Origin of the sequence: Mycobacterium neumannii, assembly GCF_048452905.1 — a bacterium.
GTDB lineage: Bacteria > Actinomycetota > Actinomycetes > Mycobacteriales > Mycobacteriaceae > Mycobacterium > Mycobacterium neumannii_B.
Genome location: NZ_JBCGVF010000003.1, coordinates 1,981,337 through 2,004,090, shown reverse-complemented (window position 1 = coordinate 2,004,090; position 22,754 = coordinate 1,981,337). Strand labels below are relative to the sequence as shown.

At 68.1% G+C, this 22,754-nt stretch carries 22 protein-coding genes; 18 read left to right on the top strand and 4 right to left on the bottom strand.

Going from position 1 to position 22,754, the window contains the following annotated elements:
• The first annotated feature begins 45 nt into the window (after positions 1 to 45).
• From AAHH99_RS16115 to AAHH99_RS16100, 4 genes are all read left to right on the top strand, one after another.
• The gene (locus tag AAHH99_RS16115) at positions 46 to 1,218 is read left to right on the top strand and encodes an acyl-CoA dehydrogenase family protein (protein WP_418769496.1); all 1,173 of its coding nucleotides are present in this window, start codon (positions 46 to 48) and stop codon (positions 1,216 to 1,218) included.
• 7 nt (positions 1,219 to 1,225) lie between these two features.
• Positions 1,226 to 2,317 carry an acyl-CoA dehydrogenase family protein gene (locus AAHH99_RS16110; RefSeq protein ID WP_418769495.1) on the top strand — a complete coding sequence of 364 codons (1,092 nt, stop codon included), beginning with the start codon at positions 1,226 to 1,228 and terminating at the stop codon, positions 2,315 to 2,317.
• A gap of 69 nt (positions 2,318 to 2,386) precedes the next feature.
• A complete protein-coding gene (locus tag AAHH99_RS16105) occupies positions 2,387 to 3,550 on the top strand; it encodes a metallophosphoesterase (RefSeq protein WP_418769494.1) in 1,164 nt (387 codons plus the stop codon).
• A 54-nt stretch (positions 3,551 to 3,604) separates the two neighbouring features.
• Positions 3,605 to 5,416: a fatty acyl-AMP ligase gene (locus tag AAHH99_RS16100; protein ID WP_418769493.1), complete on the top strand. Its 1,812-nt coding sequence runs from the start codon at positions 3,605 to 3,607 to the stop codon at positions 5,414 to 5,416.
• On the opposite strand, the gene AAHH99_RS16095 is transcribed toward AAHH99_RS16100, so the two are convergent.
• On the bottom strand, positions 5,413 to 6,384 hold the full coding sequence (locus tag AAHH99_RS16095; protein WP_418769492.1) for an aldo/keto reductase: 972 nt from the start codon (positions 6,382 to 6,384) through the stop codon (positions 5,413 to 5,415). The genes AAHH99_RS16100 and AAHH99_RS16095 overlap by 4 nt on opposite strands.
• 228 nt (positions 6,385 to 6,612) lie before the next feature.
• Here AAHH99_RS16095 and AAHH99_RS16090 point away from each other — a divergent pair, with 228 nt between their 5' ends.
• The 11 genes from AAHH99_RS16090 (at position 6,613) to AAHH99_RS16040 (ending at position 18,678) form a co-directional block, all read left to right on the top strand.
• A complete protein-coding gene (locus AAHH99_RS16090) occupies positions 6,613 to 7,734 on the top strand; it encodes an alpha/beta hydrolase fold domain-containing protein (protein ID WP_418769657.1) in 1,122 nt (373 codons plus the stop codon).
• Positions 7,735 to 7,772: 38 nt separating this feature from the next.
• Entirely contained in the window at positions 7,773 to 8,849 is a 1,077-nt protein-coding gene (locus AAHH99_RS16085) for an NAD-dependent epimerase/dehydratase family protein (protein ID WP_418769491.1), read from the top strand.
• Positions 8,850 to 10,007 (top strand): flavin-containing monooxygenase, encoded by a 1,158-nt coding sequence (locus AAHH99_RS16080; RefSeq protein ID WP_418769490.1) that lies wholly within the window; start codon positions 8,850 to 8,852, stop codon positions 10,005 to 10,007.
• Positions 10,008 to 10,054: 47 nt separating this feature from the next.
• Positions 10,055 to 11,167: a spore photoproduct lyase family protein gene (locus AAHH99_RS16075; protein ID WP_418769489.1), complete on the top strand. Its 1,113-nt coding sequence runs from the start codon at positions 10,055 to 10,057 to the stop codon at positions 11,165 to 11,167.
• A gap of 84 nt (positions 11,168 to 11,251) precedes the next feature.
• The gene (locus tag AAHH99_RS16070) at positions 11,252 to 12,007 is read left to right on the top strand and encodes an SDR family oxidoreductase (protein WP_418769488.1); all 756 of its coding nucleotides are present in this window, start codon (positions 11,252 to 11,254) and stop codon (positions 12,005 to 12,007) included.
• A gap of 163 nt (positions 12,008 to 12,170) precedes the next feature.
• Positions 12,171 to 14,966, top strand: coding sequence for a helix-turn-helix transcriptional regulator (locus tag AAHH99_RS16065; protein WP_418769487.1), 2,796 nt, complete (start codon positions 12,171 to 12,173; stop codon positions 14,964 to 14,966).
• A gap of 236 nt (positions 14,967 to 15,202) precedes the next feature.
• Positions 15,203 to 15,868: a nitroreductase gene (locus tag AAHH99_RS16060; RefSeq protein ID WP_418769486.1), complete on the top strand. Its 666-nt coding sequence runs from the start codon at positions 15,203 to 15,205 to the stop codon at positions 15,866 to 15,868.
• Positions 15,869 to 16,009: 141 nt separating this feature from the next.
• Entirely contained in the window at positions 16,010 to 16,618 is a 609-nt protein-coding gene (locus tag AAHH99_RS16055) for a sigma-70 family RNA polymerase sigma factor (protein WP_418769485.1), read from the top strand.
• 13 nt (positions 16,619 to 16,631) lie between these two features.
• Positions 16,632 to 17,354: an SDR family NAD(P)-dependent oxidoreductase gene (locus tag AAHH99_RS16050; protein WP_418769484.1), complete on the top strand. Its 723-nt coding sequence runs from the start codon at positions 16,632 to 16,634 to the stop codon at positions 17,352 to 17,354.
• A 25-nt stretch (positions 17,355 to 17,379) separates the two neighbouring features.
• Positions 17,380 to 17,805: a cupin domain-containing protein gene (locus AAHH99_RS16045; protein WP_418769483.1), complete on the top strand. Its 426-nt coding sequence runs from the start codon at positions 17,380 to 17,382 to the stop codon at positions 17,803 to 17,805.
• A gap of 6 nt (positions 17,806 to 17,811) precedes the next feature.
• Positions 17,812 to 18,678, top strand: coding sequence for a hypothetical protein (locus AAHH99_RS16040; protein ID WP_418769482.1), 867 nt, complete (start codon positions 17,812 to 17,814; stop codon positions 18,676 to 18,678).
• Between the two features lie 109 nt (positions 18,679 to 18,787).
• Here AAHH99_RS16040 and AAHH99_RS16035 read toward each other — a convergent pair whose 3' ends face one another.
• On the bottom strand, positions 18,788 to 19,453 hold the full coding sequence (locus tag AAHH99_RS16035) for a nitroreductase family protein (RefSeq protein ID WP_418769481.1): 666 nt from the start codon (positions 19,451 to 19,453) through the stop codon (positions 18,788 to 18,790).
• Between the two features lie 114 nt (positions 19,454 to 19,567).
• Between AAHH99_RS16035 and AAHH99_RS16030 the strand changes: the two genes are divergently transcribed.
• From AAHH99_RS16030 to AAHH99_RS16020, 3 genes are all read left to right on the top strand, one after another.
• A complete protein-coding gene (locus AAHH99_RS16030; protein WP_164674041.1) occupies positions 19,568 to 19,741 on the top strand; it encodes a DUF7218 family protein in 174 nt (57 codons plus the stop codon).
• Positions 19,742 to 19,805: 64 nt separating this feature from the next.
• On the top strand, positions 19,806 to 20,507 hold the full coding sequence (locus tag AAHH99_RS16025; protein ID WP_418769480.1) for a DUF899 domain-containing protein: 702 nt from the start codon (positions 19,806 to 19,808) through the stop codon (positions 20,505 to 20,507).
• 205 nt (positions 20,508 to 20,712) lie between these two features.
• Entirely contained in the window at positions 20,713 to 21,369 is a 657-nt protein-coding gene (locus AAHH99_RS16020; RefSeq protein WP_418769479.1) for a hypothetical protein, read from the top strand.
• 8 nt (positions 21,370 to 21,377) lie between these two features.
• Here AAHH99_RS16020 and AAHH99_RS16015 read toward each other — a convergent pair whose 3' ends face one another.
• Positions 21,378 to 22,448 carry a M42 family metallopeptidase gene (locus tag AAHH99_RS16015; RefSeq protein ID WP_418769478.1) on the bottom strand — a complete coding sequence of 357 codons (1,071 nt, stop codon included), beginning with the start codon at positions 22,446 to 22,448 and terminating at the stop codon, positions 21,378 to 21,380.
• 55 nt (positions 22,449 to 22,503) lie between these two features.
• Positions 22,504 to 22,731 carry a hypothetical protein gene (locus AAHH99_RS16010; protein ID WP_068202133.1) on the bottom strand — a complete coding sequence of 76 codons (228 nt, stop codon included), beginning with the start codon at positions 22,729 to 22,731 and terminating at the stop codon, positions 22,504 to 22,506.
• Between the last annotated feature and the right edge of the window lie 23 nt (positions 22,732 to 22,754).

The window sequence follows — 22,754 nt, the reverse complement described above, 5'->3', positions numbered from 1 at the left end:
GGCGGGTACCCGGCCGGCAACCGCACGAGAGAAACGGGGTAGACCGTGAAATTGGCGTTGAGTGACGAGGACGCGGCATTCCGCGAGGAGCTGCGACGGTTCTACACCTCCGAGATACCCGAGGACATCCGCGAGCGGGGTAAGACCGGGCACTCGAAGTTCCCCGAGGATATGGTCACCAGCCAGCGGATCCTGCACGCCAACGGGCTGGCGGTGCCGAACTGGCCGGTCGAGTGGGGCGGCAAGGACTGGTCGCCACTGCAGCGACAGATCTGGCTCGACGAGATGCAGCTGGCCGGTGTCCCCGAACCGTTGGCGTTCAACACCAAGATGGTGGGCCCGGTGATCGCCCAGTTCGGCTCGCAGGCCATGAAGGAACGTTTCCTGCCGCCGACGGCCAACATCGACATCTGGTGGTGTCAGGGCTTCTCCGAACCGGAGGCCGGCTCCGACCTCGCGTCGCTGCGGACCACGGCCGTCCGCGACGGGGACACCTATGTCGTCAACGGCCAGAAGACGTGGACGACGCTCGGTCAATACGCCGACTGGATCTTCCTGCTGGCGCGCACCAATCCGGATGCGCCCAAGCGGCAGGCCGGCATCTCGTTCCTGTTGGCCGAGATGTCGACGCCGGGCATCACACTGCGCCCGATCGAGCTGATCGACGGCAGCTACGAGGTCAACGAGGTCTTCTTCGAGGACGTGCGGATCCCGGCCGATCAACTCGTCGGCGAGGAGAACCAGGGCTGGACCTACGCCAAGTTCCTGCTCGGCAACGAGCGCACCGGCATCGCCCGCATCGGGCTGACCAAACTGTGGATGGCACAGGTGAAGGAACACGCCGCCAAGCTCGAGGTCAACGGGACGCCGCTGCTCGAGGACCCGCTGTTCGCAGCGCGGGTGGCCGAGATCGAAACAGGGCTGCTCGCGCTGGAGCTCACGCAGATGCGGGTCAGCGGATCCGAGGCCGACGGTAAGCCGAACCCCGCGTCGTCGATCCTCAAGCTGCGCGGCAGCCAGTTGCAGCAGGCCGCCACCGAGCTGTTCGTCGAGGTGGCCGGGCCGGAGGCGCTGCCGTTCGATGCCGGTGATATCGACGTGCCGACCGGGGCGCAGGACGCCGCGCCCCGCTACTTGAACTATCGGAAGACGTCGATCTACGGCGGTACCAACGAGGTTCAACGCAACATCATCGCTTCGACCATCCTGGGATTGTGAGCCTGCCGTGGATTTCGACCTGACCGAGGAACAGCAACTACTGCGCGACGTCACCCGCGACGTGCTGGCAGGCCGCGAAAGCGTCCGGCCCGAGGGGGAACCCGGCTGGAGCCGTGAGGTCTGGGGCCAACTGGCCGAGGTCGGCATCCTCGGGCTCGGCTTCGATCCCACCGAAGCCGGCCAGATCGAGGTGATGGTGGTGCTGACCGAGATCGGCAAACGGCTTGCGCCCGAACCGGTCGCGCAGGCCGCGATGGTGCCCGGCGCCCTGATCGCCGAGGTGGGTAGCGACCAGCAGAAGGAGCTCCTCGACGCCGTGGCGACCGGTGAGACGCTGCTGGCCTTCGCGCATGCGGAGCCCGGCGTGCGGCTGCCGTCGGCTGAGCCCGCCACGCGCGCCGAACAGAGCGGTGATGCCTGGACGCTCACCGGGCGCAAGAATCCCGTTCTGGCCGGCGACACCGCCGACACGATCATCGTCACTGGGGCGCTGCCCGGCGGCGGCATGGGGCTGTTCGTCGTCGACGGTGCGGCCGTGAACCGGGCGCCGTATCGGACGTTCGACGGCCGCGGTGGTGCGCAACTCGACTTCGACTCCACACCCGCCGAACCCCTCGGCGACGGCGGGGATGCGACCGAACACGTCACTCGCACCGTCATCCGCTACCAGTCGGCGCTGTGTTCGGAGGCGGTCGGAGCGATGGAGGAGGCGCTTCGGCTCACAACCGAATACCTCACCAGCCGAAAGCAATTCGGCGTTCCGCTGAGCAAGTTCCAGACGCTGACGCAACGTGCGGCGGACATGTACGTCTCGCTCGAACTCGCACGCAGCATGAACTTCTACGCCGCGATGACGATCGCCGACGGCACGTTCGACCCGGTGATCGCCGCACGGGCCAAGTTCCAGATCGGGCGGTCCGGCCGGCATATCGCGCAGGAGGCGATCCAGCTGCACGGTGGTATCGGGATGACCGCGGAGTACCCCGTCGGCCACTACGCCGCGCGGCTCACCGCCATCGACAACACGTTCGGCACTACCGACGACCAGCTCCGCACACTGATCGAGCACGTCGGCGACTACGGAACGGTATCGCTGTAACACCTGCGATTACGGTGCGCTACCAGTCGCGAATCGATCGGTAGCGCACGGAAGCCACTGAAAGGCGCCATGTTCATTGTCATCCTGGGCACGGTGCTCGCGCTCATGCACGCCTATTTGTGGAAGCGGCTGATCAAGGACACCACCCGGCCGGGCAGGGTCCGCTGGATACTGAGCGCGGTCTTCGCCGGGTTGGCGGGACTGCTGCTCGCGGCGCTGTTCCTGCCCCGGCTGACCGGTCCGGCCGACGCGGGCTGGTACACCTGGCCCGGCTATGTGTGGTTCGGGCTGGCCGCATACCTGCTGCTGACGCTGCTGGTACTCGAACCCGTGCGGCTGGTGCTGCGAAGGTGGGTCCGCAGGGCGCCCGCGGTGACGCAGGAACCCGAGGACCCGAACGGGTTGAGCCGCCGGTTGTTCCTGGCCCGCGCGAGCGCGGTGGCCGCGGGTGCCGCGTCGGTGGGCCTGGTCGGCGTCGGCACGGCCACCGCGTTGGGGCCGCCCGACCTGCTGCGGGTGCCGGTGCGGCTGCGCAACCTGGACCCGGCGTTTCGTGGATTTCGCGTCGCGGTGGTGTCCGACATCCACCTCGGACCGCTGGCAGGTAGGGCGCACACCGCGCGGATCGTAGACATGATCAACGAGACCGCCCCCGACCTCGTCGCGATAGTCGGTGACGTTGTCGACGGCTCCGTCGCCGAACTCGGCCCGGCCGCAGCGCCATTGGGCGATTTGACCGCCCGCGAGGGCTCCTTCTTCGTCACCGGGAACCACGAGTACTTCGTCGATGACACCCTCGAATGGCTGCGCGAGATGCAGCGGTTGGGCATTCAACCGTTGCGCAACGAGAACACCACGATCCGCCGTGGCGGTGCGGTCCTCAACCTGGCAGGGGTCAACGACCTCGCGGGTGAAAGAGTCTCGGATGGACCGGATTTCGACCGCGCACTGGCAGGAGTCTCCGCCGACGGGCCGACAGTGCTGCTCGCGCACCAGCCGGTGCTCGTCGAGGAGGCCGCCGCGCGCGGGGTCGACCTGCAGCTGTCCGGGCACACCCACGGCGGGCAGATGTGGCCGTTCCACTACGTGGTGCGCGCCGTGCAGCCCTCGCTCGCGGGGTTGTCGACCGTCGAGGACACCCAGCTGTACGTGACCCGCGGCGCCGGCTTCTGGGGTCCGCCGGTGCGCATCGGAGCCCCGCCGGACATCACGGTGCTGACGCTGGAGCCGTAATCCTCTGGTACGGCCGTACCAGGAGTCGGCGCAGCCGGTACCTAGACTGCTCCCATGACGTTCCGTCCTGTACCGCACGACGGACTGCTGCGGATCGAGGACTGCCTGGACGCCGACGGCCAGGTCGCGGTGCCGGCCGGGGTGAACCTGATCTCGCTGATCGACCGCAATATCGCCAACGTCGGCGACGCGCCTGCCTACCGCTACCTCGACCACACCGGAGACGGGCGGGTCGTCGAACTCACATGGAAACAACTCGGCCTACGCCTGCGAGCGGTCGCCGCGAGCCTTCAACGCGTGACCCAGAGGGGCGACCGCGTCGCGATCCTGGCGCCGCAGGGGCTCGACTACGTCGTCGCCTTCTTCGGTGCGATCAAAGCGGGCGCGATCGCGGTCCCGCTGTTCGCACCCGAGCTACAGGGCCACGCACAACGACTGAACACTGCGCTGCGCGACTGCGAACCGTCGGTCGTGTTGACCACAGCAGCCGCGGCTGCGAACGTGCGCAGCTTCCTGTCCGACCTCGACGGCGTGCCGACTCCGCGCGTCGTCGTTCTCGACGACATCGGCGTGACAGGCAATTTCGAGCCGGTGGAGCTGCCGCTTGACGCCGTATCCCATCTGCAGTACACCTCGGGCGCGACGCGGCCCCCGGCTGGAGTCGAGATCACGCACCGTGCGGTCGGCACAAACCTGATCCAGATGATCCTGTCCATCGACCTACTCGACCGAAAAGTGCACGGGGTCAGCTGGTTACCGCTGTTCCACGACATGGGTCTTTCGATGATCGGGTTTCCCGCCGTGTACGGCGGACATTCGACGCTGATGTCGCCCACCGCGTTCATCCGACGCCCGCAACGCTGGCTCAGGGCGCTATCGGACGGGTCGCGCGAAGGGCGGGTGGTCACGGCGGCACCGAACTTCGCCTACGAATACGCCGCACAACGTGGCCGACCCGCAGAAGGTGACGACCTTGACCTGAGCAAGGCGGTGCTGATCATCGGCTCGGAGCCCGTCAGCATCGACGCGATCACCGCCTTCAACGACGCGTTCACGCCATACGGCTTGCCGCCGAACGCGTTCCGGCCGTCCTACGGAATCGCCGAGGCCACACTGTTCGTCGCGACGATCGAACCCGACGCGCACGCCACCGCGGTACACCTCGACCGCGCGCAGCTCAGCGCGGGCCGCGCGGTGCCCGTCGCCGCGGATTCGCCTGACGGGGTGGCCCACGTGTCCTGCGGAAAGGTGGCGCGCAGCCAGTGGGCCGTCATCGTCGACGCCGACACCGGCGCCGAACTGCCCGACGGAAGTGTCGGTGAGATCTGGCTGCACGGCGACAACCTCGGGCGCGGCTACTGGGGTCGACCCGACGAGTCGCGCCACGCGTTCGAGGCCAGGCTCACGACTCGAATCACACCTGCCAGCCACGCGGAAGGCGTTGCCGAGGAAGCGAACTGGCTCCGTACCGGCGATCTCGGCGTCTACCTCGACGGTGAGCTGTTCGTCACCGGGCGGCGCGCCGATCTGATCGTCATCGACGGCAGACACCACTATCCGCAGGACATCGAGTCGACAGCCGAAGGCGCATCGACGATGGCGCGAGCCGGACACGTTACCGCGTTCACCGTGCCCGCACGCCACGGTGAAGCCCTCGTGATCGTCGCCGAACGTGCGACAGGAACCGCCCGCAACGATCCCGCGCCGGAAATCGACGCGATCCGCGCCGATGTACTTGCGCGGCATGGCATCTCGGTCGTCGATATCCGGTTCGTCGCCGCAGGCGTCATTCCGCGCACGACCAGCGGCAAGCTGGCCCGCGGGGCCTGCCGCAGCGAGTACCTCGACGGGAAGCTGAAAGGTTAGCGGGCGCCGAGCTTCTCACGCACCGTGTCTGCAAGGGAACGGGCTGCGGACACCGGGCGGAACGCGCGGGCGGCGGCGGTGAGTGCCTCCTGCGCCTCGGCGCTGAGCTCGATGTCGGCGGCCGCCACGTTGAACTCGAGTTGTTCGACGCTGGACGCACCGGGGATCGCGACGACGTTCGGCAGATGAATCAGCCACGCCAGCGCCACCTGCGCGGGTTTTGCGCCGACATCCGCGGCGACATCGCGCAGCGTCTGCAGCAGCGGTTCGGCCCGCCGCAGGTTCTCGGTGCCGAAAAGCGGATTCGTCGCGCGCACGCCACCGGGCCGGTTGTCGGGGCCGTACTTGCCGCCGAGCAGGCCCTGCGCCAGCGGACTGTAGGCGATCACGATGCGGTTCTCGCGCTCGGCGAACGGCACCAAACGCTCGAGTGCCTGGGGATGGGCCAGCGAGAAGTGCACCTGATTGCTGATCACCGGTCGTCCGAGCGCGGTGTCGGCCCTCTGCCAGCGCGACAGCGAGTAGTTCGACACACCCGCCGCACCGATCACGCCGTCGTCGATCAGGTCGCGCATCCCCGGCATGATCACCGAATCGGGCACCACCGGGTTGGACTGGTGGATCTGATACAGCGGGATCTTTTGCAGCCCCAGCCGCCGCGCGCTGGAGTGCGCGCGCTGCTTGACCACCGCCGGGAACGGGGCCACCGGGAAGACCTTGCTGGCCACCGCCACGTCGGCGCGCTGGTCGCCCAGCGCCTCGCCGAGAATCCGCTCGCTCTTGCCGAAACCGTAGATCTCCGCCGTGTCGAACAACGTGACGCCCAAGGCCAGCGAACGCTGCACGATTTCACGGGCGGGACCGGCGGCGTAGCTGTCGCCGTAGCCCCACTCCCGAGACCCGAACTGCCAGGTCCCAAGCCCAATACGGCTGACCCGGCCCACTCCCTCGACGTCTAAGTACTTCACGGAGGCCACAGTACTGACGCATCAGATCGATAACGGCGGGTTTTGGCGCCCCGAGGCGGGGGTATGTGAGGCGCGCTGCAGAAAGTCGGCGTGACACAAGTCTCGGAAGGCGTAACGCATGCTCGAGTTCATCTGCCCCACGTGCGGGCATTTCAGCCTCGAAGAGGCCGTTTGCGGGTCCTGCAGCGGCCGGGCCGGCGAGCCCGACCTGGCGATGGCCGGTTGACCATGTCTCTCTACCGCTCACTGCATCCGTTCGATCTCGTCATGGCGTCGACGCGGATGTACGCGTCGTTGCCCGTCGTCGGCAAGCACCTCGAGCCGTTTGCCGGCCTGACCGCGATGATGATGTATGGCCACCACTACGCACCGGCAGCGCTGCGCGGCATGGCCTCGCGCCGACTGAGCTCCGACGCCGCGGAGGCCGCGCCCGCCGATGTGCCCGGTGAGGCCATCTCCCCTTCACGCGGGAAGCGGACGCCGCCCTACCTGCGTTTCCGCGCTCAGCGTCAGCGGTGCCTGTATCGCAGCTCGGTGCGCTACGGCGACCATCCCGCGCAGCTGCTCGACGTGTGGCGGCTGCCCGACCTGCCGCCCGATGCGCCGGTGCTGCTGTTCGTCCCCGGCGGCGCGTGGGTGCATGGCTCCCGAGTCATGCAGGGCCACACGATGTTGCACCACCTGGTCAAGCAGGGCTGGGTCTGTCTGACCATGGACTATCGGGTGTCCCCGGTGCACCGCTGGCCCCGCCATATCGCCGACGTCAACGCCGCGATCGCGTGGGCTCGGGCCAACGTCGACAAGTTCGGTGGCGACCGGAACTTCGTCGCAGTCGCGGGCTGCTCCGCGGGCGGGCACCTGGCCTCCCTGGCGGCCCTCACTCCCGGCGACCCGAGGTTCCGCGGCGAGCTCACCGAGGACGCCGACACCGCGGTCGATGCGGTGGTCGGGATCTACGGGCGCTACGACTGGCAGGACCGGTCGACCCCCACCCGCAAGAACTTTCAGAACTTCCTGGAGCGAGTTGTCGTCGGCCGCTCGCAGTCCAAGCACCCCGAGGTGTTCGAGGCCGCCTCACCGCTGGCCCGCATCCACGCGGATGCGCCGCCGTTCTTCCTCATCCACGGGGAGCAGGACACCATCATCCCCGTCGGTGAGGCCCGCGCGTTCGCCGACAAGCTGAGCGCGGTGTCACGAAACCCGGTGGAGTACAGCGAGATTCATCGTGCAGGGCACGCATTCGACCTCGTCGACTCGTCTCACGCGCGACGGTTGGCGGTCGAGGTCGGCAGGTTCCTCAACGACGCCCGCGCCCGCCAACTCGAGGGTGAGACCGCCGCGGCCGTCTAACCCGTGTTGATCGGGCGCGATGCGGGAAGTCTTTCGGCATGCGCATCGTCATCACCGGGGCCTCCGGCAACGTCGGGACCGCGCTGCTGCGGCGGCTGACCGAAAGCGACACCGGACACGACATCGTCGGGGTGGTGCGAAGGCCGCCCGAGCCGACCGGCGTCTACGGGCGCATCCGCTGGCACAAACTCGACCTCGCTGACCCGGATGCGACGACCCAGCTGCGGGGGGTCCTCGCCGGCGCGGATGCCGTCGTCCACCTCGCGTGGGGTTTTCAGCCGACCCGCAACACCGAATACCTGAACCGCGTCGGCGTCGGCGGAACGACGGCCGTCCTCGAGGCCGCCCATGACGCGCGGGTCGGTCGGCTTGTGCACCAGTCGTCGGTGGGTGCGTACGCGCCGGGGCGCTACGGCCAGTACGTCGACGAGTCATGGCCGGCCACCGGTATCCGGACTTCCCCCTACAGCCGCGACAAGTCGGACGCGGAAGCGCTGCTCGACGACTACGAACGCCAGAACGGCGAGGCGGGCGTCCCGATCGCGCGGATGCGCCCCGGCTTCATCGTGCAGCGCGCCGCGGCCAGCGGCCTGATGCGTTACGCGCTGCCCGGCTACGTGCCGATGCTCGCGGTTCCGCTGCTGCCCGTGCTGCCGCTCGACCGGCGCTTGTGCATCCCGTTGGTCCATGCAGACGATGTCGCCGACGCGCTGGCCAGGGTGGTCGAGCGTGGCGCCAGCGGACCGTTCAACCTGGCGGCCGAACCCCCGGTGGGCCGTGAGCAGGTCGCCGAGGTGCTGAACGCCAAACCGGTCCACGTGCCGTCGGGGCTGCTTGGGGCTCTGGTCGACGTCAGCTGGCGGGCGCGGCTGCAGCCCATCGACCGGGGCTGGATCGACATGGCGTTCAGCGTTCCGCTGTTGGACTGCGGGCGCGCCCAAGCCGAACTCGAGTGGACCCCGCGGTGGAATGCGGTCGACGCGCTCGCCGACGTCATCGGCGGGGTGTCCCAGGAGGCGCACACCGAGAGCCCGCCCCTGCGGCGCCGGTCGCTGATCGAACAGTTCCAACGCGACCTCACCAAGGGCTTGCTGACCACAAGACACCTGCCCTAGATGGCCGAGCACGACGAGTCCGTCGTCATCGTCGGCGCAGGTCCCTGCGGGCTGGCGATCGCACGACAGCTCCGCCACGAGTTCGATGTCGATGCGCTCGTGGTGGACCGCGCCGACGCCGTCGCATCGGCATGGCGCAACCGCTACGACGGGTTCCGGCTCAACACCTGCGGGTGGTGGTCGCATCTGCCCGGGCAGCGGATCCCACTGCGCTACGGGCGCTGGCCGGCCCGAGACGACATGGTCGACTACTTCGACGATTACGTGCGCCGGCAGAGCATTCGATTGGCTCTGGGCCGCAACGTGGTTCGGGTCGACCGCGAGCCGCACGGTTGGCGGCTGGATACCGACGGCGCGCCGATCACCGCGGCCGCCGTCGTCATCGCGACCGGCAACTACCACACCCCCGCGCTACCCGAGTGGCCGGGAATCGAGGGGTTCACCGGTGAGGTGCTGCACTCCGAGCACTACCGCAACGCCACGCCGTACGCCGACCGCGACGTCCTGGTGGCGGGCGCGGGTAACTCGGCGACCGACATCGCGTTACAGCTCAGCGACGGGGTGGCCCGCCGCGTGTGGATGGCGGTGCGCACGCCCCCGCATCTCGTCCCGCGGTCGGCCGCCGGAATTCCGGTCGACGCGTTCAGTGCGGCCTTCGAGCGTCTGCCGGTGCCGGTGTTGGATCAGGCGGCCGCATTGATGCGCAGGGCGTGGTTCGGAGACCTTCGCCGCCAGGGCCTCCCGGCGCCCCGCAGCGGCATCTACACGGCGCTGTTGACCGACGAGCAGATCCCGACGATCGGCGACGAGCTCGTCCCGCATGTCCAAGCCGGGCACATCGAAATCGTCGCAGCAGTGGACTCGTTCGACGGCGACAGAGTGATGCTGTCCGACGGCAGCACGCTGTCTGCCGACGTGGTGATCGCCGCGACCGGTTATCGGCGAGGACTGGAACCGCTTGTCGGCCACCACGGCGTGCTGGACGAGGCGGGTCGGCCGAAGGTCAACGGGCTTCCGTGTGCCGCGCCGGGGCTGTGGTTCGCCGGATACGACGAGCCGCTGATCGGGCCGCTGCGGTCCTTCCGGATGCAGGCCTCGCCGATCGCGCGCGACATCGCGGGCCATCTCTCGGGAAGTGACGAACATCATTGCCCGTAAACAAGATCAACTGCATCGGAGTGTGTCCGTCGTTCGTTGAACGAACCATGACCTCGACGGTGAACTCCGACGTCGTGCAGCGACGCACACCGACCGCCCTCGCCGACCGGCTGCTCGACATCAAGCGGATCTACCACGAGCCCGGCATCGAACAGTTCCCCCGCGCGCGTCAGGTGCTCGAGCGCTACCCCGATGCCGAGCGCATCGAGGTGCTGTCACATCAGGCGATACCGGGTCTGTACGGAAACGAGGGCAACGTCGAGGACTGGGTCCGCAACAAGCGGGAAATCCTGGTGCTGGGCGAGAAGAAGAGCCTGAGTGCGCGGCGCGACGAGAGGTCCAGCGACTGGATCGCACCGTCGACCGCGAACGGCTGCGCGATGGCGTGCTCGTACTGCTATGTCCCGCGCCGTAAGGGCTACGCCAACCCAATCACGGTGTTCACCAACATCGAGAAAATCACCCGGTACCTCGAACGTCACGCCGCGCGGCAAGGTGTGAAGCCGCAACCGAACCAATGCGATCCCGTCGACTGGGTCTACGACATCGGCGAGAACAGCGACTGTTCGGTGGACGCGATGGTCTCCGACAATGTGCGCGATCTCGTCGAGTCCTTCGCGCGAATCCCCAACGCCAAGGCCAGCTTCGCGACCAAACTCGTCAACCGTGATCTGCTCGATTACGACCCGCGCGGCGGAACCCGTGTGCGGTTCAGCCTGATGCCGGCCGAGACGTCGCGGGTGCTCGACGTGCGCACGTCGAAGATCGCCGAGCGGATCGCCGCGATCGACGACTTCGTCGACGCCGGTTACGAAGTCCACTTGAACTTCAGTCCCGTTGTCGTCCACGAGAATTGGCTCACCGACTGGGCTGAGCTGCTCGAGCAGGTCGCCGACGGGACTTCGGATCGCACCAAGCAGCAGCTGGCCGCCGAGATCATCTTTCTGACCCACAACGAGGGCCTTCACGACGTCAACCTCGGCTGGCATCCCAAAGGGGAAGACCTGCTGTGGCGTCCAGATCTTCAACAGGTCAAGCGCAGCCAGAGTGGGCAGTGGAACGTTCGGTACAAGTCGCCGTGGAAGGGCCGTTGGGTCACCGAGCTGACCGACCTGATCGCCACCAAGCTGCCGGCGTGCCGGGTGCGTTACGCGTTCTGATTTCGGTCGGCGCCAGGGGATGAGTTCGTGAGCCGTCATCCGTTCTGGCGGACAGGAAGCTGTCGAACAAACGGAAGGCTCATCATGAAGATCGTCGTCATCGGCGGAACCGGCCTCATCGGTTCGAAACTGGTGCAGATACTGGACCGGCAGGGCCACGACACGGTGGCCGCGGCGCCGTCGACCGGGGTCAACACATTCACCGGCGAGGGCCTGCGCGATGTGCTCGAAGGCGCCGACGTGGTCGTCGACGTGTCGAACTCGCCGCAGCTCGACGACTCGGCCCAGGAGTTCTTCCGGACCGCGACGACGAACCTGCTCGCCGCCGAAGAAGCCGCCGACGTCGGCCACCACGTCGCGTTGTCGGTGGTGGGCACCGACCAGATGGCCCCGCAGAGCGGCTACTTCCAGGCCAAACTCGACCAGGAACGGCTGATCAGCGACGGGCCGATCCCGTTCACGATCGTGCACGCCACGCAGTTCTTCGAGTTCCTGCAGACGCTCGCCGACTCGGCGACCGAGGGCGACACGGTGCGGATGCCACCGGTGTACTTCCAGCCGATGGCCGCCGCCGACGTCGCCGAAGGCCTCGCCATCGCCGCGGTGAACGAGCCGGTGAACCGCATCGTCGAGATCGGGGGACCGGTGGAGTTCCTGCTGCCCGACCTGATCCGGACCGCGCTGACCGCACACGGCGACACCCGCCAGGTCATCGCCGACCCCTCGGCGAAGTACTGGGGTATCGACCTGGCCGAACGCACCCTGGTGCCCGGTGAGCGCGCGACGCTGTTCGGCACGCGGTTCGAGGACTGGATCCTGGCGGCCGCCGCCACGGCCTGACCCCCCACCATTGCGCCGGTTTGTGCACGTTCGGGAGCGCTGATCGCTCCCGGATGTGCACAAACCGCGGTGTGGACCCGTCGGCGCGCGCCTCGTACGATCCAAGATCAGATCGGGTAAGCCGGCGACCGTCGCGGGTCCACCCAGAGCGCGGGTGGTGTCTATGTCTGGCCAGGGTGGAGCACAAGCCCTCCGTGGCCGTACCCACGAATGCGAGACGCTGAAGAACCTCGTCGCGACCGTGCGGTCGGGCAGCTGCCAGGTGCTTGTCCTGCGCGGCGAGGCGGGCGTCGGTAAGACGGCCCTGCTCGACTACGTCTGCCAAACCGCGTCCGGATTCCAGATCGTGCACGTCGCAGGAGTGGAGTCCGATATGGAACTCGCCTTCGCGGGCCTGCAGCAGCTGTGCGCTCCGCTGATGACGCACCTCGACGCGATTCCCGAACCGCAGCGCGAAGCCCTCAACGTCGCGTTCGGCCGCGGCATCGGGGAGACACCGGACCGGTTCCTGGTCGGCCTCGCCGTGTTGAGCGTGCTGGCCGCCGCCGCCGACGAACAACCGGTGCTCTGCGTCGTCGACGATGCGCAATGGCTGGACCAGGTTTCGGTGCAGACGCTCGGCTTCATCGCACGCCGGCTGCTCGCCGAACCCGTCGCCTTGGTGTTCGCCATCCGGGACCAGCCCCAACTGCTGGCCGGCCTGCCCGAGCTGCCGATCCACGGGCTGTCCGACACCGATGCGCGAGAACTGTTGGAGTCAGTCATGTTCGGCGGTATCGACCCCCGGGTGCGCGACCGCATCGTCGCCGAGACCCGCGGCATTCCGCTGGCCATCCTCGAGGTGCCGCGCAGCGTATCGGCGACCGAACTGTCCGGCGGTTTCTGGATCTCGGGTAAACGCTCGTCGGCGGCAGCGGTCGAACAGGGCTTCATCCGTCGCATCGAGTCGCTGCCGCCGCCCACCCGGCAGCTACTGCTCATCGCCGCTGCCGAGCCGATCGGCGACGCCGCGTTGTTCCTCGGCGCCGCAGCGCAATTGGGCATCCCCGTCGACGATCTCGCACCCGCGGAGGCCGACGGCCTCATCGAATTCGGCCCACGGATGCGGTTCCACCACCCGTTGATCCGCTCGGCCGCCTACCGTGCCGCGGAGCTGGCGGACCGCCGTGCCGTCCACCGCGCCCTCGCCGACGCCACCGACCCCTCCGTCGACCCGGACCGTCGCGCGTGGCATGCGGCCATCGCCGCCGCCGGCCCCGACGAGGCGATTGCCGCCGAGTTGGAGGACTCCGCCGCCCGCGCCCAGAGCCGGGGCGGAATAGCAGCGGCGGCAACGTTTCTGGAGCGCGCCACCGCGTTGACCTCCGACCCGCTTTTGCGCGGGGCCAGAGCGCTGGCGGCCGCTTACGCCAAACGGGATGCCGCGGCGTCGGCAGCTGCGCACGAACTTCTGGCGATCGCCGAACTCGGCCCGCTGACCGACCTGCAGCGGGCTCAGGTAGCGCGGCTGCGGGCACAGATGGACTTCGTCCGAAGCCGCGCCGGTGAAGCCGGTGCACCGCGACTGTCGGAATCCGCACCACCACTACTGGACGCCGCCCGCCGCCTTCATGGTGTCGACGGCTACTCGTCCCGGGAGAGCTATCTCGAGGGGATCGCGGCGTTGATGTATGCGGGCCGCCTGGGGGAGCCCGGTGCGCTGCTACGAGCAGCCGAGGATGCACGAGTCGCTCTGCAGGACGTCTCGGAACTGCCCCGCGCGATCGACCACCTGCTCAAGGGGGTGGCCGAACGGATCACCGGCGGGGTCGGACAGGGCTGGGCCGCGTTGCGGGCGGGGCTGGACGCGATGTGCGATCAAGCAGAGTCCGACGAGACCGCGGTCGGCCGCTGGCTGAAGGTTCCCGGATTCCCGATCCTGCAGGAGTCTTCGGCCCACGAACTGTGGGACGAACAGATCCTGCGCAAGTTGTCGACCACCGCGGTGCGCTACGCCCGTTCGTCGGGGGCACTCGCCGGGCTTCCGCGAGCCCTCATTTACCGGGCCGGGGTTCATACCTTGGCCGGTGAATTGGCCACGGCCGAACAGCTTCTCGAAGAGGCGGCCTCGATCACCGCAGCCACCGACCACAACTCCGCGGTTCGGTATCACTGGCTGTTGCTGATGGCATGGCGCGGTGACGTGGAGCAGGCGGGCCCGCTGCTCGAAGGCGCCGCGGCCGACGGGATCGCCAGGGGTGAAGGCCGTGTGCTCGGGTTGACCGGCTATGCGACCGCGTTGTTGTACAACGGCCTCGGCCGCTACGAGGAGGCGCTCGCCGCGGCGCGGGAGGCATGTGACTACGACGACTTCGGAATCCACGGGTGGTGTCTTTTCGAACTCGTCGAGGCGGCGACGCGCGCCGGAGCCGACGACGCGGCCAGGTGGGCTCTTGGCCGGCTCGAGGAGCGGGCGGGCGCCAGCGGCACCGACTGGGGACTCGGCGCGGTGGCCAACGCACAGGCTCTGTTGGCCGACGACGACGCGGATCGATTGTTCGGCGAGTCCATCGAACGTCTGGACCGCGCAGGCATCGTCGTACACGTCGCGCGCGCCCGGCTGCTCTACGGCGAATGGCTGCGCAGGGCCAACCGGCGGATCGACGCGCGCCGCGAACTCACCGAAGCCCACGAGACATTCACGCGAATCGGCGCGCAGGCCTTCGCCGAACGCGCCCGCCGCGAACTGGTGGCCACCGGGGAGAAGGTCCGCAAACAGCAGGCGAGCCCGGGCGGCGGCGAGCTGACCGCCCAGGAGGCCCAGATCGCCCGGCTCGCCGCCGACGGTCTGACGAATCAGGAGATCGGCGCCCAGCTGTTCATCAGCACGCACACCGTCGAGTGGCATCTGCGCAAGGTATTCGTCAAGCTCGGAATCACCTCGCGCAGACAGCTTCGCACCGTGTCGTGGGCGAGCTAGTCACTCGACCAGCTTGCCGTCCGCCGACACCGCGCGCATCCTGCTGGCGATCTCGGCTGGCAGCTCCACCCGGTCCGAGTCGTAGCGCTTCCCCGCGACCAAATCATCCGCGGAGTTCGTAGACCCCGGCCACCACGGGCGTTCAAGGGTTCGCCCGATCGCGGATCGGACGAGGCTGAAAGCACAGCCGAAAAGGCTGGTTACGAAAGGCGTGATCTTCAAAAAGCGGAGGAGCTATGGACGTCTACGACGCAGTCAAGAGCAGACGGGCGGTGCGGGGATTCACCGACGAACCCGTCCCCGTGGAGGTGCTCGAGCGGGTGCTCGACGCCGCCAGGTGGGCGCCGTCGGGGTCCAACCTGCAGCCGTGGCGGATCTACGTCGTGACCGGCGAACCGTTGGAGCGGCTCAAGAAGCTCGCAACGGAGCGGGTGGCGGCGGGAGACCCGTGGGATGAGCGGGAGTACCAGCTGTATCCGCGCGAGCTGAAGTCGCCGTACGGCGACCGCCGATCGGAGTTCGGCAGGGAGCGCTACAGCGCGCTGGGCATCGAGCGCGAGGACTGGGAGGCCCGGCAGCGGGCCGCGATCGCGAACTGGGATTGCTTCGGCGCTCCCGCCGCCCTGTTCTGCTACATCGACCGGGATCTCGGTCGCCCGCAATGGGCGGATCTGGGGATGTACCTGCAGACCGTGATGCTGCTGCTGCGGGCCGAGGGCCTGCACAGCTGCCCGCAGATGGCCTGGTCCCAGGTCCGCGAGACCGTCGCCGACGTCGTGCAACCGCCCGACGAGCTCATGCTGTTCTGCGGTATGTCGATCGGCTACCAGGACCCCGGCGAGAGCTACATCCGCACCGGGCGCGCCCCGATCGAGGAGACCGTCAGCTTCGTCGGCGCCTGACCCGGCACCGGTCACCGGCCGCAATACCCCCGGTTGCCGCTACGGACTACGGACGAACGGACTACGGGTTTTCAAGGGTCCCCTTTGCCTCGGCGGCGACGAACGTGAGTCGTGACACCCGCGAATCGAGGAGATCGGATCATGACCATCACGTCCCTTCCCGCCAGGACCGCCCCGGACCCAGAACTCGCCGCGCGGTTCGCCCGCGATGTCCAACCTCTGCTCGAGGTGCTGGCGCGGGGAGCTCGCCGGCTGGCCCGCAACGACGCTGACGCCGAGGACCTGCTGCAGGACGCGCTCCTACACGCCTACAGCGGGTTCGAGTCCTTCCGGGAGGGCAGCAACCTCAAGGCGTGGCTGTTCCGCATCCTCTACAACCGCTGGGTCAGCGCGCACCGCTGCAAACAACGTCGCGTGACCGAAGTTCCCGCGGACAACATGACCGAAGGCGAGTTGTTCGATTGCGCCGCACACCAGCCCGGCGGCTTGCGCTCGGCCGAGGTCGAGGTGCTCGACGCCGTGCCCCACGGCGACGTCAAAGCCGCGATGGCCGCGATGCCGGAGGGTTTCCGCGAGGTCCTGTACTACGCCGACGTCGAGGGATACACCTACGCCGAGACGGCCAAGATTCTCGACATCCCAATGGGCACCGTGATGTCGCGGATCTCGCGTGCCAGGCAGCGTATGCGCATCGCGCTGGCCCACCTCGCGCACGACCGTGCGGAAACCCCCGAAGCCTGCATCGCCTGATCGGAGAACAGCAATGGAACTGGCTTACAAGAACGCGTTGATCACCGGCGGCACGGCCGGGATCGGGCTCGCGTGCGCGCGGCTGTTCGCGCGCGAGGGAGCTGCAGCGATCATCACCGGCCGTGACCGTGAACGAGGAAAGCGGGCCGCATCGAGCATCGACGGCAACGTGCGGTTCGTCCAGGCCGACCTCGCGGACATGGATTCGGTCACGTCGCTACTCGAGCAGGCTGGCGACGTCGACATCCTGGTCAACAACGCCGCCGCCTTCCCGGCGGCGACGACCGTCGACCAGCAGGTCGGCGCGTTTGAGCTGACCTTCGACACCAACGTGCGCGGTTCGTACTTCCTGGCTGCGGGTCTGGTGCCCGGGATGCTGCAGCGCGGACACGGTTCGATCGTCAACGTCACGACGATGGTCGCGTCCAAAGGTGTGCCGGGAGCGGGTGTGTACAGCGCGTCCAAGGCCGCCGTCGAGTCGCTGACCCGTACCTGGGCCGCCGAGTTCGGGCCCGGCGGTGTCCGCGTCAACAGCGTCGCCCCCGGCCCAACGAAAACCGAAGGCGTCGAGGCCGAATGGGGTGAGACCAACGAGGAGCTCGGCCGAGCGTTGCCCCTGGGGCGCACGGCGAAGCCACGGGAGATCGCCGAGGCGGTGCTGTTCTTGGCCTCACCACGCGCGAGCTTCATCACCGGCTCGGTATTGCACGTCGACGGTGGCGGTTCGTCCACCTGACATAAGCGACTGGAGGAGAACGACAATGACTGAAAAGCAGGACAACTCGTGGGAGAGCGCTCTGACCGTTGTGCAGGAGGCGCAGCCGCCGTTCATCCCCGCGGACGCGCGCGCGATGACCGTCGTCGTCGACTACCCGCCGGGAAGCCCCGGCGCCCCACCACATCGCCACCCCGGTGGTCCCGCGTTCGGGTACATGCTCGAAGGTGAGATGCTGTTCGAGCTGGAAGGCCAACCGCCGCGGGTGATCCGGGCCGGTGAGGCGTTCTGGGAGCCTGGCGGCGACGTCATCCACTACTCCGATGCCAACAACCGCGACGACATGCGCTGTCGGTTCACGGTGACGATGCTGTGCGTTCCAGATCAGCCGATGCTGGTGCTGGTCGACGGAGCAGAACTCGCAGCGCGCAGGCACTTGCGGGTGCCCGCCGAACCCACTGTGCAGGAGTGACGTCCGATGTCCAGAATTCTGTTGCAGACGACGATCTGCGCTCATCCTGAGGATTGGGACGTCTCCACGTTCTCGATGCTGGCCGACGAACTGCGTGCCGCGGGCCACGAGGTGGTCGCGCGCAACCGGGTCGACGGCGACGACGATCCGGTGCTCAGCCATCTCGACGAGCTCGGCTATGACCAACTGTGGCTGATGGCCGTCGACGTCGGGAATGGGCTGACCGCGGCCGATGCTTCGGCGATCATGCGGTTCCGTTCCACAGGCGGTGGTGTGCTGACCGCGCGTGACCACCAGGACCTCGGCTGTTGTCTCAACCGGCTCGGCTCACTGGGACTCGTCAACGAGTTTCACGACGCGACAATAGATCCGGAGACGATGTGCGACGATCGGGACACCCCTGCCATCTCGTGGCCCAACTACCACTCGGGCGCCAACGGGGACTACCAGCGGGTGTTGGCGTCCGAACCGGTGCATGAGCTGCTTCGCACCGAGCGCACCGCCAGCCGGCGGATCGAGTGGTTTCCCGCGCATCCGCATGAGGGGCTGGTCTCTGCGGACGGCGTGCCGAACGCCACAGTGCTCGCGACGGGGCGGAGTGCGACGACCGGCAGGGTGTTCAACCTGGCGGTTCTGGTCGACGGTGAGCACGCTCCGGACGGTAGTCCGATGGGTCGGGCCGTCGCCCAGTCCACGTTCCATCACTTCGCCGACTACAACTGGGATATCGACTGCGGCGCACCGTCGTTCGTGACCGAGCGGCCCGGCTCCCAGATCAAGGACGATCCGTCGCGGCTGGATGCGTTCAAGGATTATGTCCGCAATGTCGCGGAGTGGTTGCATCCCGCGGCCCGGCTGGCGGTGGCGGTCTGAGGTCTCTCAGGCAGCACGAGTGACCTCGGAATGTCAGCTGCGCGCGGCGTGTCGCGGTGCAGACACGGTCGCTCGCGGGGGTTGCGCCTGGTGCGTGCGGGGGCTGCGGTTAGCGCTTGCGGGCGCCGGCGCCGTAGATGATGTCGCTGCGGCCGGCGTCCCAGTGATTCCGGAACACAACGTCGGAGATGGGCCGCCGGCGCACCGGGCCGTGCTTGCCGCGGGGCCAGCCCACGACGATGTGGCCGGCCAGCGCCCACTCTTCGGGCACGCCGACCGCCGCCCGGATCAGCTTCTCGCCCTCGTAGGACGCCCAGCTGGTGAAGCACGCCCCGAGGCCCTGCGCGCGAGCGGCGAGGTAGAAGTTCTGCATCGCGGGGAAGATCGACCCGCCCTGCAGGAACTCGGACGAGAACTCGTTGCGGAACGCGGTGAACAGCACCGAGGTCAGCTCGCCGGCGCGGTCGTGAAGTTCGTAGGTTGCGCGGTTGTTTCGGGCCGCCCGGCTGTGGTCATCGTCGGCGGGCCGGCTCATACCGTAGATCGACTCGATGGACCGCAGCGCCGCCCGTGCGGCTTGCGCGACGACGGCCCGCTGTTCGGGGGAGTCGAGCACGACGAACCGCCACAGCTGCGCGTTGGCGCCGTTCGGAGCCCAGGTCGCGGCCTCTAGGCAGCGGTCAAGTATCGCCGCGTCGACGGGCTCGTCGGTGAACCGGCGGATCGCCCGCGCGGTCGCCAGCGTCTCCCAGACATCGTTGGTGGGCTGCGACATGCTCCTCCGTCTATCGGTCGGGTCTGCGCCTGTCAACTCACCGGACATGCGATGGCAGGAGTGTTGTCCGGCCCAGAACGGGTATCTCTCATCCGCGAGACGAAGGAGGCCACGATGGCCAAGGATCACGGTTCCAGCGTCAAGAACGACAAACAGTACGAGGGTCTGCGCGAGAAGGGCATGAGCAAGTCCCGCGCGGCAGCCATCGCCAACACGCCCGGTGCGTCGAAGAAGGGCGGCAAGAATTCCGGCGGCGGGAAGAAATCCGGCGGATCCAAGAAGAGCTGACGATGACTTTCGGCCGCTGAGTCGGTCATATCCTGCGAGAGCACCACCACCCGCAGGAGGAACGATGTCCGTCCCGACTCAACCGGCCGCCCTACCGCCCGTCGTCGACCAGGCGACATGGCGCGCCGCCCTCGACGACCTGCGCCGCCGCGAAAAGGCGGCGACACGAGAACTGGACGCCATCGCCGCCCAGCGCAGACGCCTGCCCATGGTCCGCATGCCCGACTACACGCTGATCGGTGAGCACGGGCCCGTCCGACTGGCCGACGTGTTCGAGGGGCGCTCCCAGCTGATCGTCTACAGCCACATGTGGACCGACGGCGCAGATTGGCAGTGTGGCGGCTGCACCGGGTTCACCTCGCAGTTCACCCGGCTGGAGTTCCTCGACAACTACGACGCCCGCTTCGTCATCGTCACCAACGGCCCGATTGACGAGGTGCTGGCCTACCGCACCAAGGTCGGCAACCGGATGGATTGGTACTCGTCGTCGGAGAGTTCGTTTGGCGCCGACGTCGACGCGCCACCCCGCGAAGGTTTCGCGGTCAACGTGTTCCTGCGAGAAGGTGACACCGTTTACCGGACCTGGCACACCAACGGCCGCGGCACCGAACAGCTCAGCCACTCGTTCGCGCTCATCGACCTTCTGCCGTGGGGCCGCCAGGAGGAGTGGCAGGATTCGCCCGAGGGATGGCCGCAGCGGCCGACGTACTCGGGCTGGCTGGACTCACCCGACATCGCGCGGGCGTACGGCCCCGGGCACTGCTGATGGCGTCCGTACCGGAACCCGGCGCGGACTGAGCCTCGCGGGGTGGAGTATGCGCGAGTGCCCACCTATCAGCGAATAATTCGCTGACAGCGAATGTTTCGCTGCTAGGCGGGCACCAGCTCAAATGGTCCCGGGCCCGGCTCCTTGCGCGGCTGCCGCCGTCAGGGTTGATGCATCGGTGGCATCCTGGCTCCATGGGATTGGTATGGGCCTGATCATCCGCCTGCTCGAGCTGCTGATCGTGCTCGTTCCGCTCGCGGGCGTGCTCTACGGCGGTTGGCGGGCGCTGACGGCGGCGCGCGCACGCCAGGACGCCGGTCGCGAGCAACCAGCCGACACCGCACCGCAGCCCGCGACCGGAACGGCAATGCAGTGGCAGGCGATCGCGCGGGCGGTCAAGGCGCACGACCGCACCGACACCCGATGGCTCGAGTACGAATTGGATGTCGCGAAGCTGCTCGACTACCCGTTGATGACCGACATGCGCGACCCGCTGACCGAGCGCTTCCATCGGACCAAGTTGCGCGCGGACCTGTTGCGCCCGGGCAAGGCCGAGGATCTGGTCGACGACACCGGAGCGGCGCGCGAGTACGTCGACGCCGTAACGGACTACGTCACCGCGTTCGAGGCCGCCGAGACCGAGGCGGTCCGTCGTCGGCGCAGCGACTTCTCGGCACCGGATCAGCAGCGCATCGCCCGGGCCCAGAGCATGTTGCGCGTCGCGACCGACACCGCGGCCACCCCGCAGGAACGCGAACGCGGCTACGAACTCGCCCGCCGCGAGCTCGAGGGCCTGGTGGTGCTGCCGGAGCGGGCGCGCGCCGCCATCGAGCGCGGTATCGCCGGCGAACTCGACGGCTGACTGCGCGCTTAGACGCCGCGGCGCAGGAGTTCGACAAGCACCGCCGCCATGTCCGGAATCGCTTGACGCGCAATGACTTCGTAGCCGTGTGTGCTGAGTGTGGGCAGGCACAGCAGTCCGGCTCGCGCCGTGAGCCCGCTGGCCTTGGCGTGCGATGCGTCGGATTCGAACGCACCGAGGACCGCTGGCTGAGGCGACAGGCCGAGCTCGGTGGCGGCGTCGACGAGCGCATCGGCGACCGTCTTGTCGTAGATGGTCTCGGCGTCGCTGTAGGCGACGATCGGGCCGCCGCTGCAAGAGGTCCCGTACTCCGCTTCGGTCGGACCGACCTCCAGCGCAATGGTCAGGTCACCGGGCAGCGCGCGGCTTGCATACGAGCCTCCGACACCGCCGACTTCCTCGGAGGTCGTGAAGACCAGGTAGGTGTCGCGTGCCGGGCGTCCGTCCCCGGAAGCCAGCCGGCTCGCCACATCCAGCAGTGCGGTGACCGCCGCGCGGTCGTCCATGAAGTAGCACCCGAGATAGTCGCGGCCGACGTCGATCAGCGTGCGCTTGCTTCGGTGAACGCACGCCCGCGTGCCCGGTCCGATCCCGGCCTCGGCCAGTTCCTCGGGAGTGTGGCCGGTGAAGACGTAGACATGAAGCCAGTCGAGTGCCAGGTCCCCCTTGTCCGGTTTGGTCTCCCAAATCCGCTGGCTCTCCTTGGTGGTGTGCTCGGAGCCGAGGGTCAGCACGCCGCACACGGTGCGCTGGTCGCCGAGCAGCGCGACCGGTCCGAGGCCGAAGTTGCCCGGATACATCGTGCCCAGCGGCGTCATGTGCAGCGTGCCGTCGGGCTCGATGCGTTTGACGAGCATCGACAGCTCATCCATGTGGGCCATCACGCGGATCGGCGACGCCTCGCGGTCGTTGCCGTGAAGCAGGCCGATCAGGTTGTCCGCTTCGTCGACCCACATCTCGTCGACATGCGCCTCGAGCTCGCGTCGGCACACCTCCCGCACGGCGTCTTCCTGACCGCAGGGGCCGTACGCGTGGAGCAGTTCCTGCAACAGGTCACGGCGCAGCGTCTCGTCAGGCATAGATCTTGAAATAACCGACATCGCGTCGGCCTAACCCGCGACCGGTTGACGCGCCTCAGCTCACCGGCGGATGCGGATACGGCGGCGGGACCGGCACGCACAACCCCGTGCTGGTGTCCAGGGCCTTACCGTCGACGCAGAACGACGCGCAACCGTAGATGACGCCCGTCTGGCCTGGCGGACAGCAACAGTTGCCCGGCTGGGCCGAAGCGATGACGGGGGAAACCGGCACGGCCAGTGCCGCCGCGAAGAGCCCCGCGATCAGTGACCGTCGCAACATCATGAGGGCAGTCTAGGTCGGCTGGC

Bases quoted from the DNA above. Each gene is read 5' to 3' on its own strand.
- AAHH99_RS16105 (WP_418769494.1), top strand. From the start codon at position 2,387: ATGTTCATTGTCATCCTGGGCACGGTGCTCGCGCTCATGCACGCCTAT.
- AAHH99_RS16100 (WP_418769493.1), top strand. From the start codon at position 3,605: ATGACGTTCCGTCCTGTACCGCACGACGGACTGCTGCGGATCGAGGAC.
- AAHH99_RS16090 (WP_418769657.1), top strand. From the start codon at position 6,613: ATGTCTCTCTACCGCTCACTGCATCCGTTCGATCTCGTCATGGCGTCG.
- AAHH99_RS16085 (WP_418769491.1), top strand. From the start codon at position 7,773: ATGCGCATCGTCATCACCGGGGCCTCCGGCAACGTCGGGACCGCGCTG.
- AAHH99_RS16080 (WP_418769490.1), top strand. From the start codon at position 8,850: ATGGCCGAGCACGACGAGTCCGTCGTCATCGTCGGCGCAGGTCCCTGC.
- AAHH99_RS16075 (WP_418769489.1), top strand. From the start codon at position 10,055: ATGACCTCGACGGTGAACTCCGACGTCGTGCAGCGACGCACACCGACC.
- AAHH99_RS16070 (WP_418769488.1), top strand. From the start codon at position 11,252: ATGAAGATCGTCGTCATCGGCGGAACCGGCCTCATCGGTTCGAAACTG.
- AAHH99_RS16065 (WP_418769487.1), top strand. From the start codon at position 12,171: ATGTCTGGCCAGGGTGGAGCACAAGCCCTCCGTGGCCGTACCCACGAA.
- AAHH99_RS16060 (WP_418769486.1), top strand. From the start codon at position 15,203: ATGGACGTCTACGACGCAGTCAAGAGCAGACGGGCGGTGCGGGGATTC.
- AAHH99_RS16055 (WP_418769485.1), top strand. From the start codon at position 16,010: ATGACCATCACGTCCCTTCCCGCCAGGACCGCCCCGGACCCAGAACTC.
- AAHH99_RS16050 (WP_418769484.1), top strand. From the start codon at position 16,632: ATGGAACTGGCTTACAAGAACGCGTTGATCACCGGCGGCACGGCCGGG.
- AAHH99_RS16045 (WP_418769483.1), top strand. From the start codon at position 17,380: ATGACTGAAAAGCAGGACAACTCGTGGGAGAGCGCTCTGACCGTTGTG.
- AAHH99_RS16040 (WP_418769482.1), top strand. From the start codon at position 17,812: ATGTCCAGAATTCTGTTGCAGACGACGATCTGCGCTCATCCTGAGGAT.
- AAHH99_RS16035 (WP_418769481.1), bottom strand. From the start codon at position 19,453: ATGTCGCAGCCCACCAACGATGTCTGGGAGACGCTGGCGACCGCGCGG.
- AAHH99_RS16030 (WP_164674041.1), top strand. From the start codon at position 19,568: ATGGCCAAGGATCACGGTTCCAGCGTCAAGAACGACAAACAGTACGAG.
- AAHH99_RS16025 (WP_418769480.1), top strand. From the start codon at position 19,806: ATGTCCGTCCCGACTCAACCGGCCGCCCTACCGCCCGTCGTCGACCAG.
- AAHH99_RS16020 (WP_418769479.1), top strand. From the start codon at position 20,713: ATGGGCCTGATCATCCGCCTGCTCGAGCTGCTGATCGTGCTCGTTCCG.
- AAHH99_RS16015 (WP_418769478.1), bottom strand. From the start codon at position 22,448: ATGCCTGACGAGACGCTGCGCCGTGACCTGTTGCAGGAACTGCTCCAC.
- AAHH99_RS16010 (WP_068202133.1), bottom strand. From the start codon at position 22,731: ATGATGTTGCGACGGTCACTGATCGCGGGGCTCTTCGCGGCGGCACTG.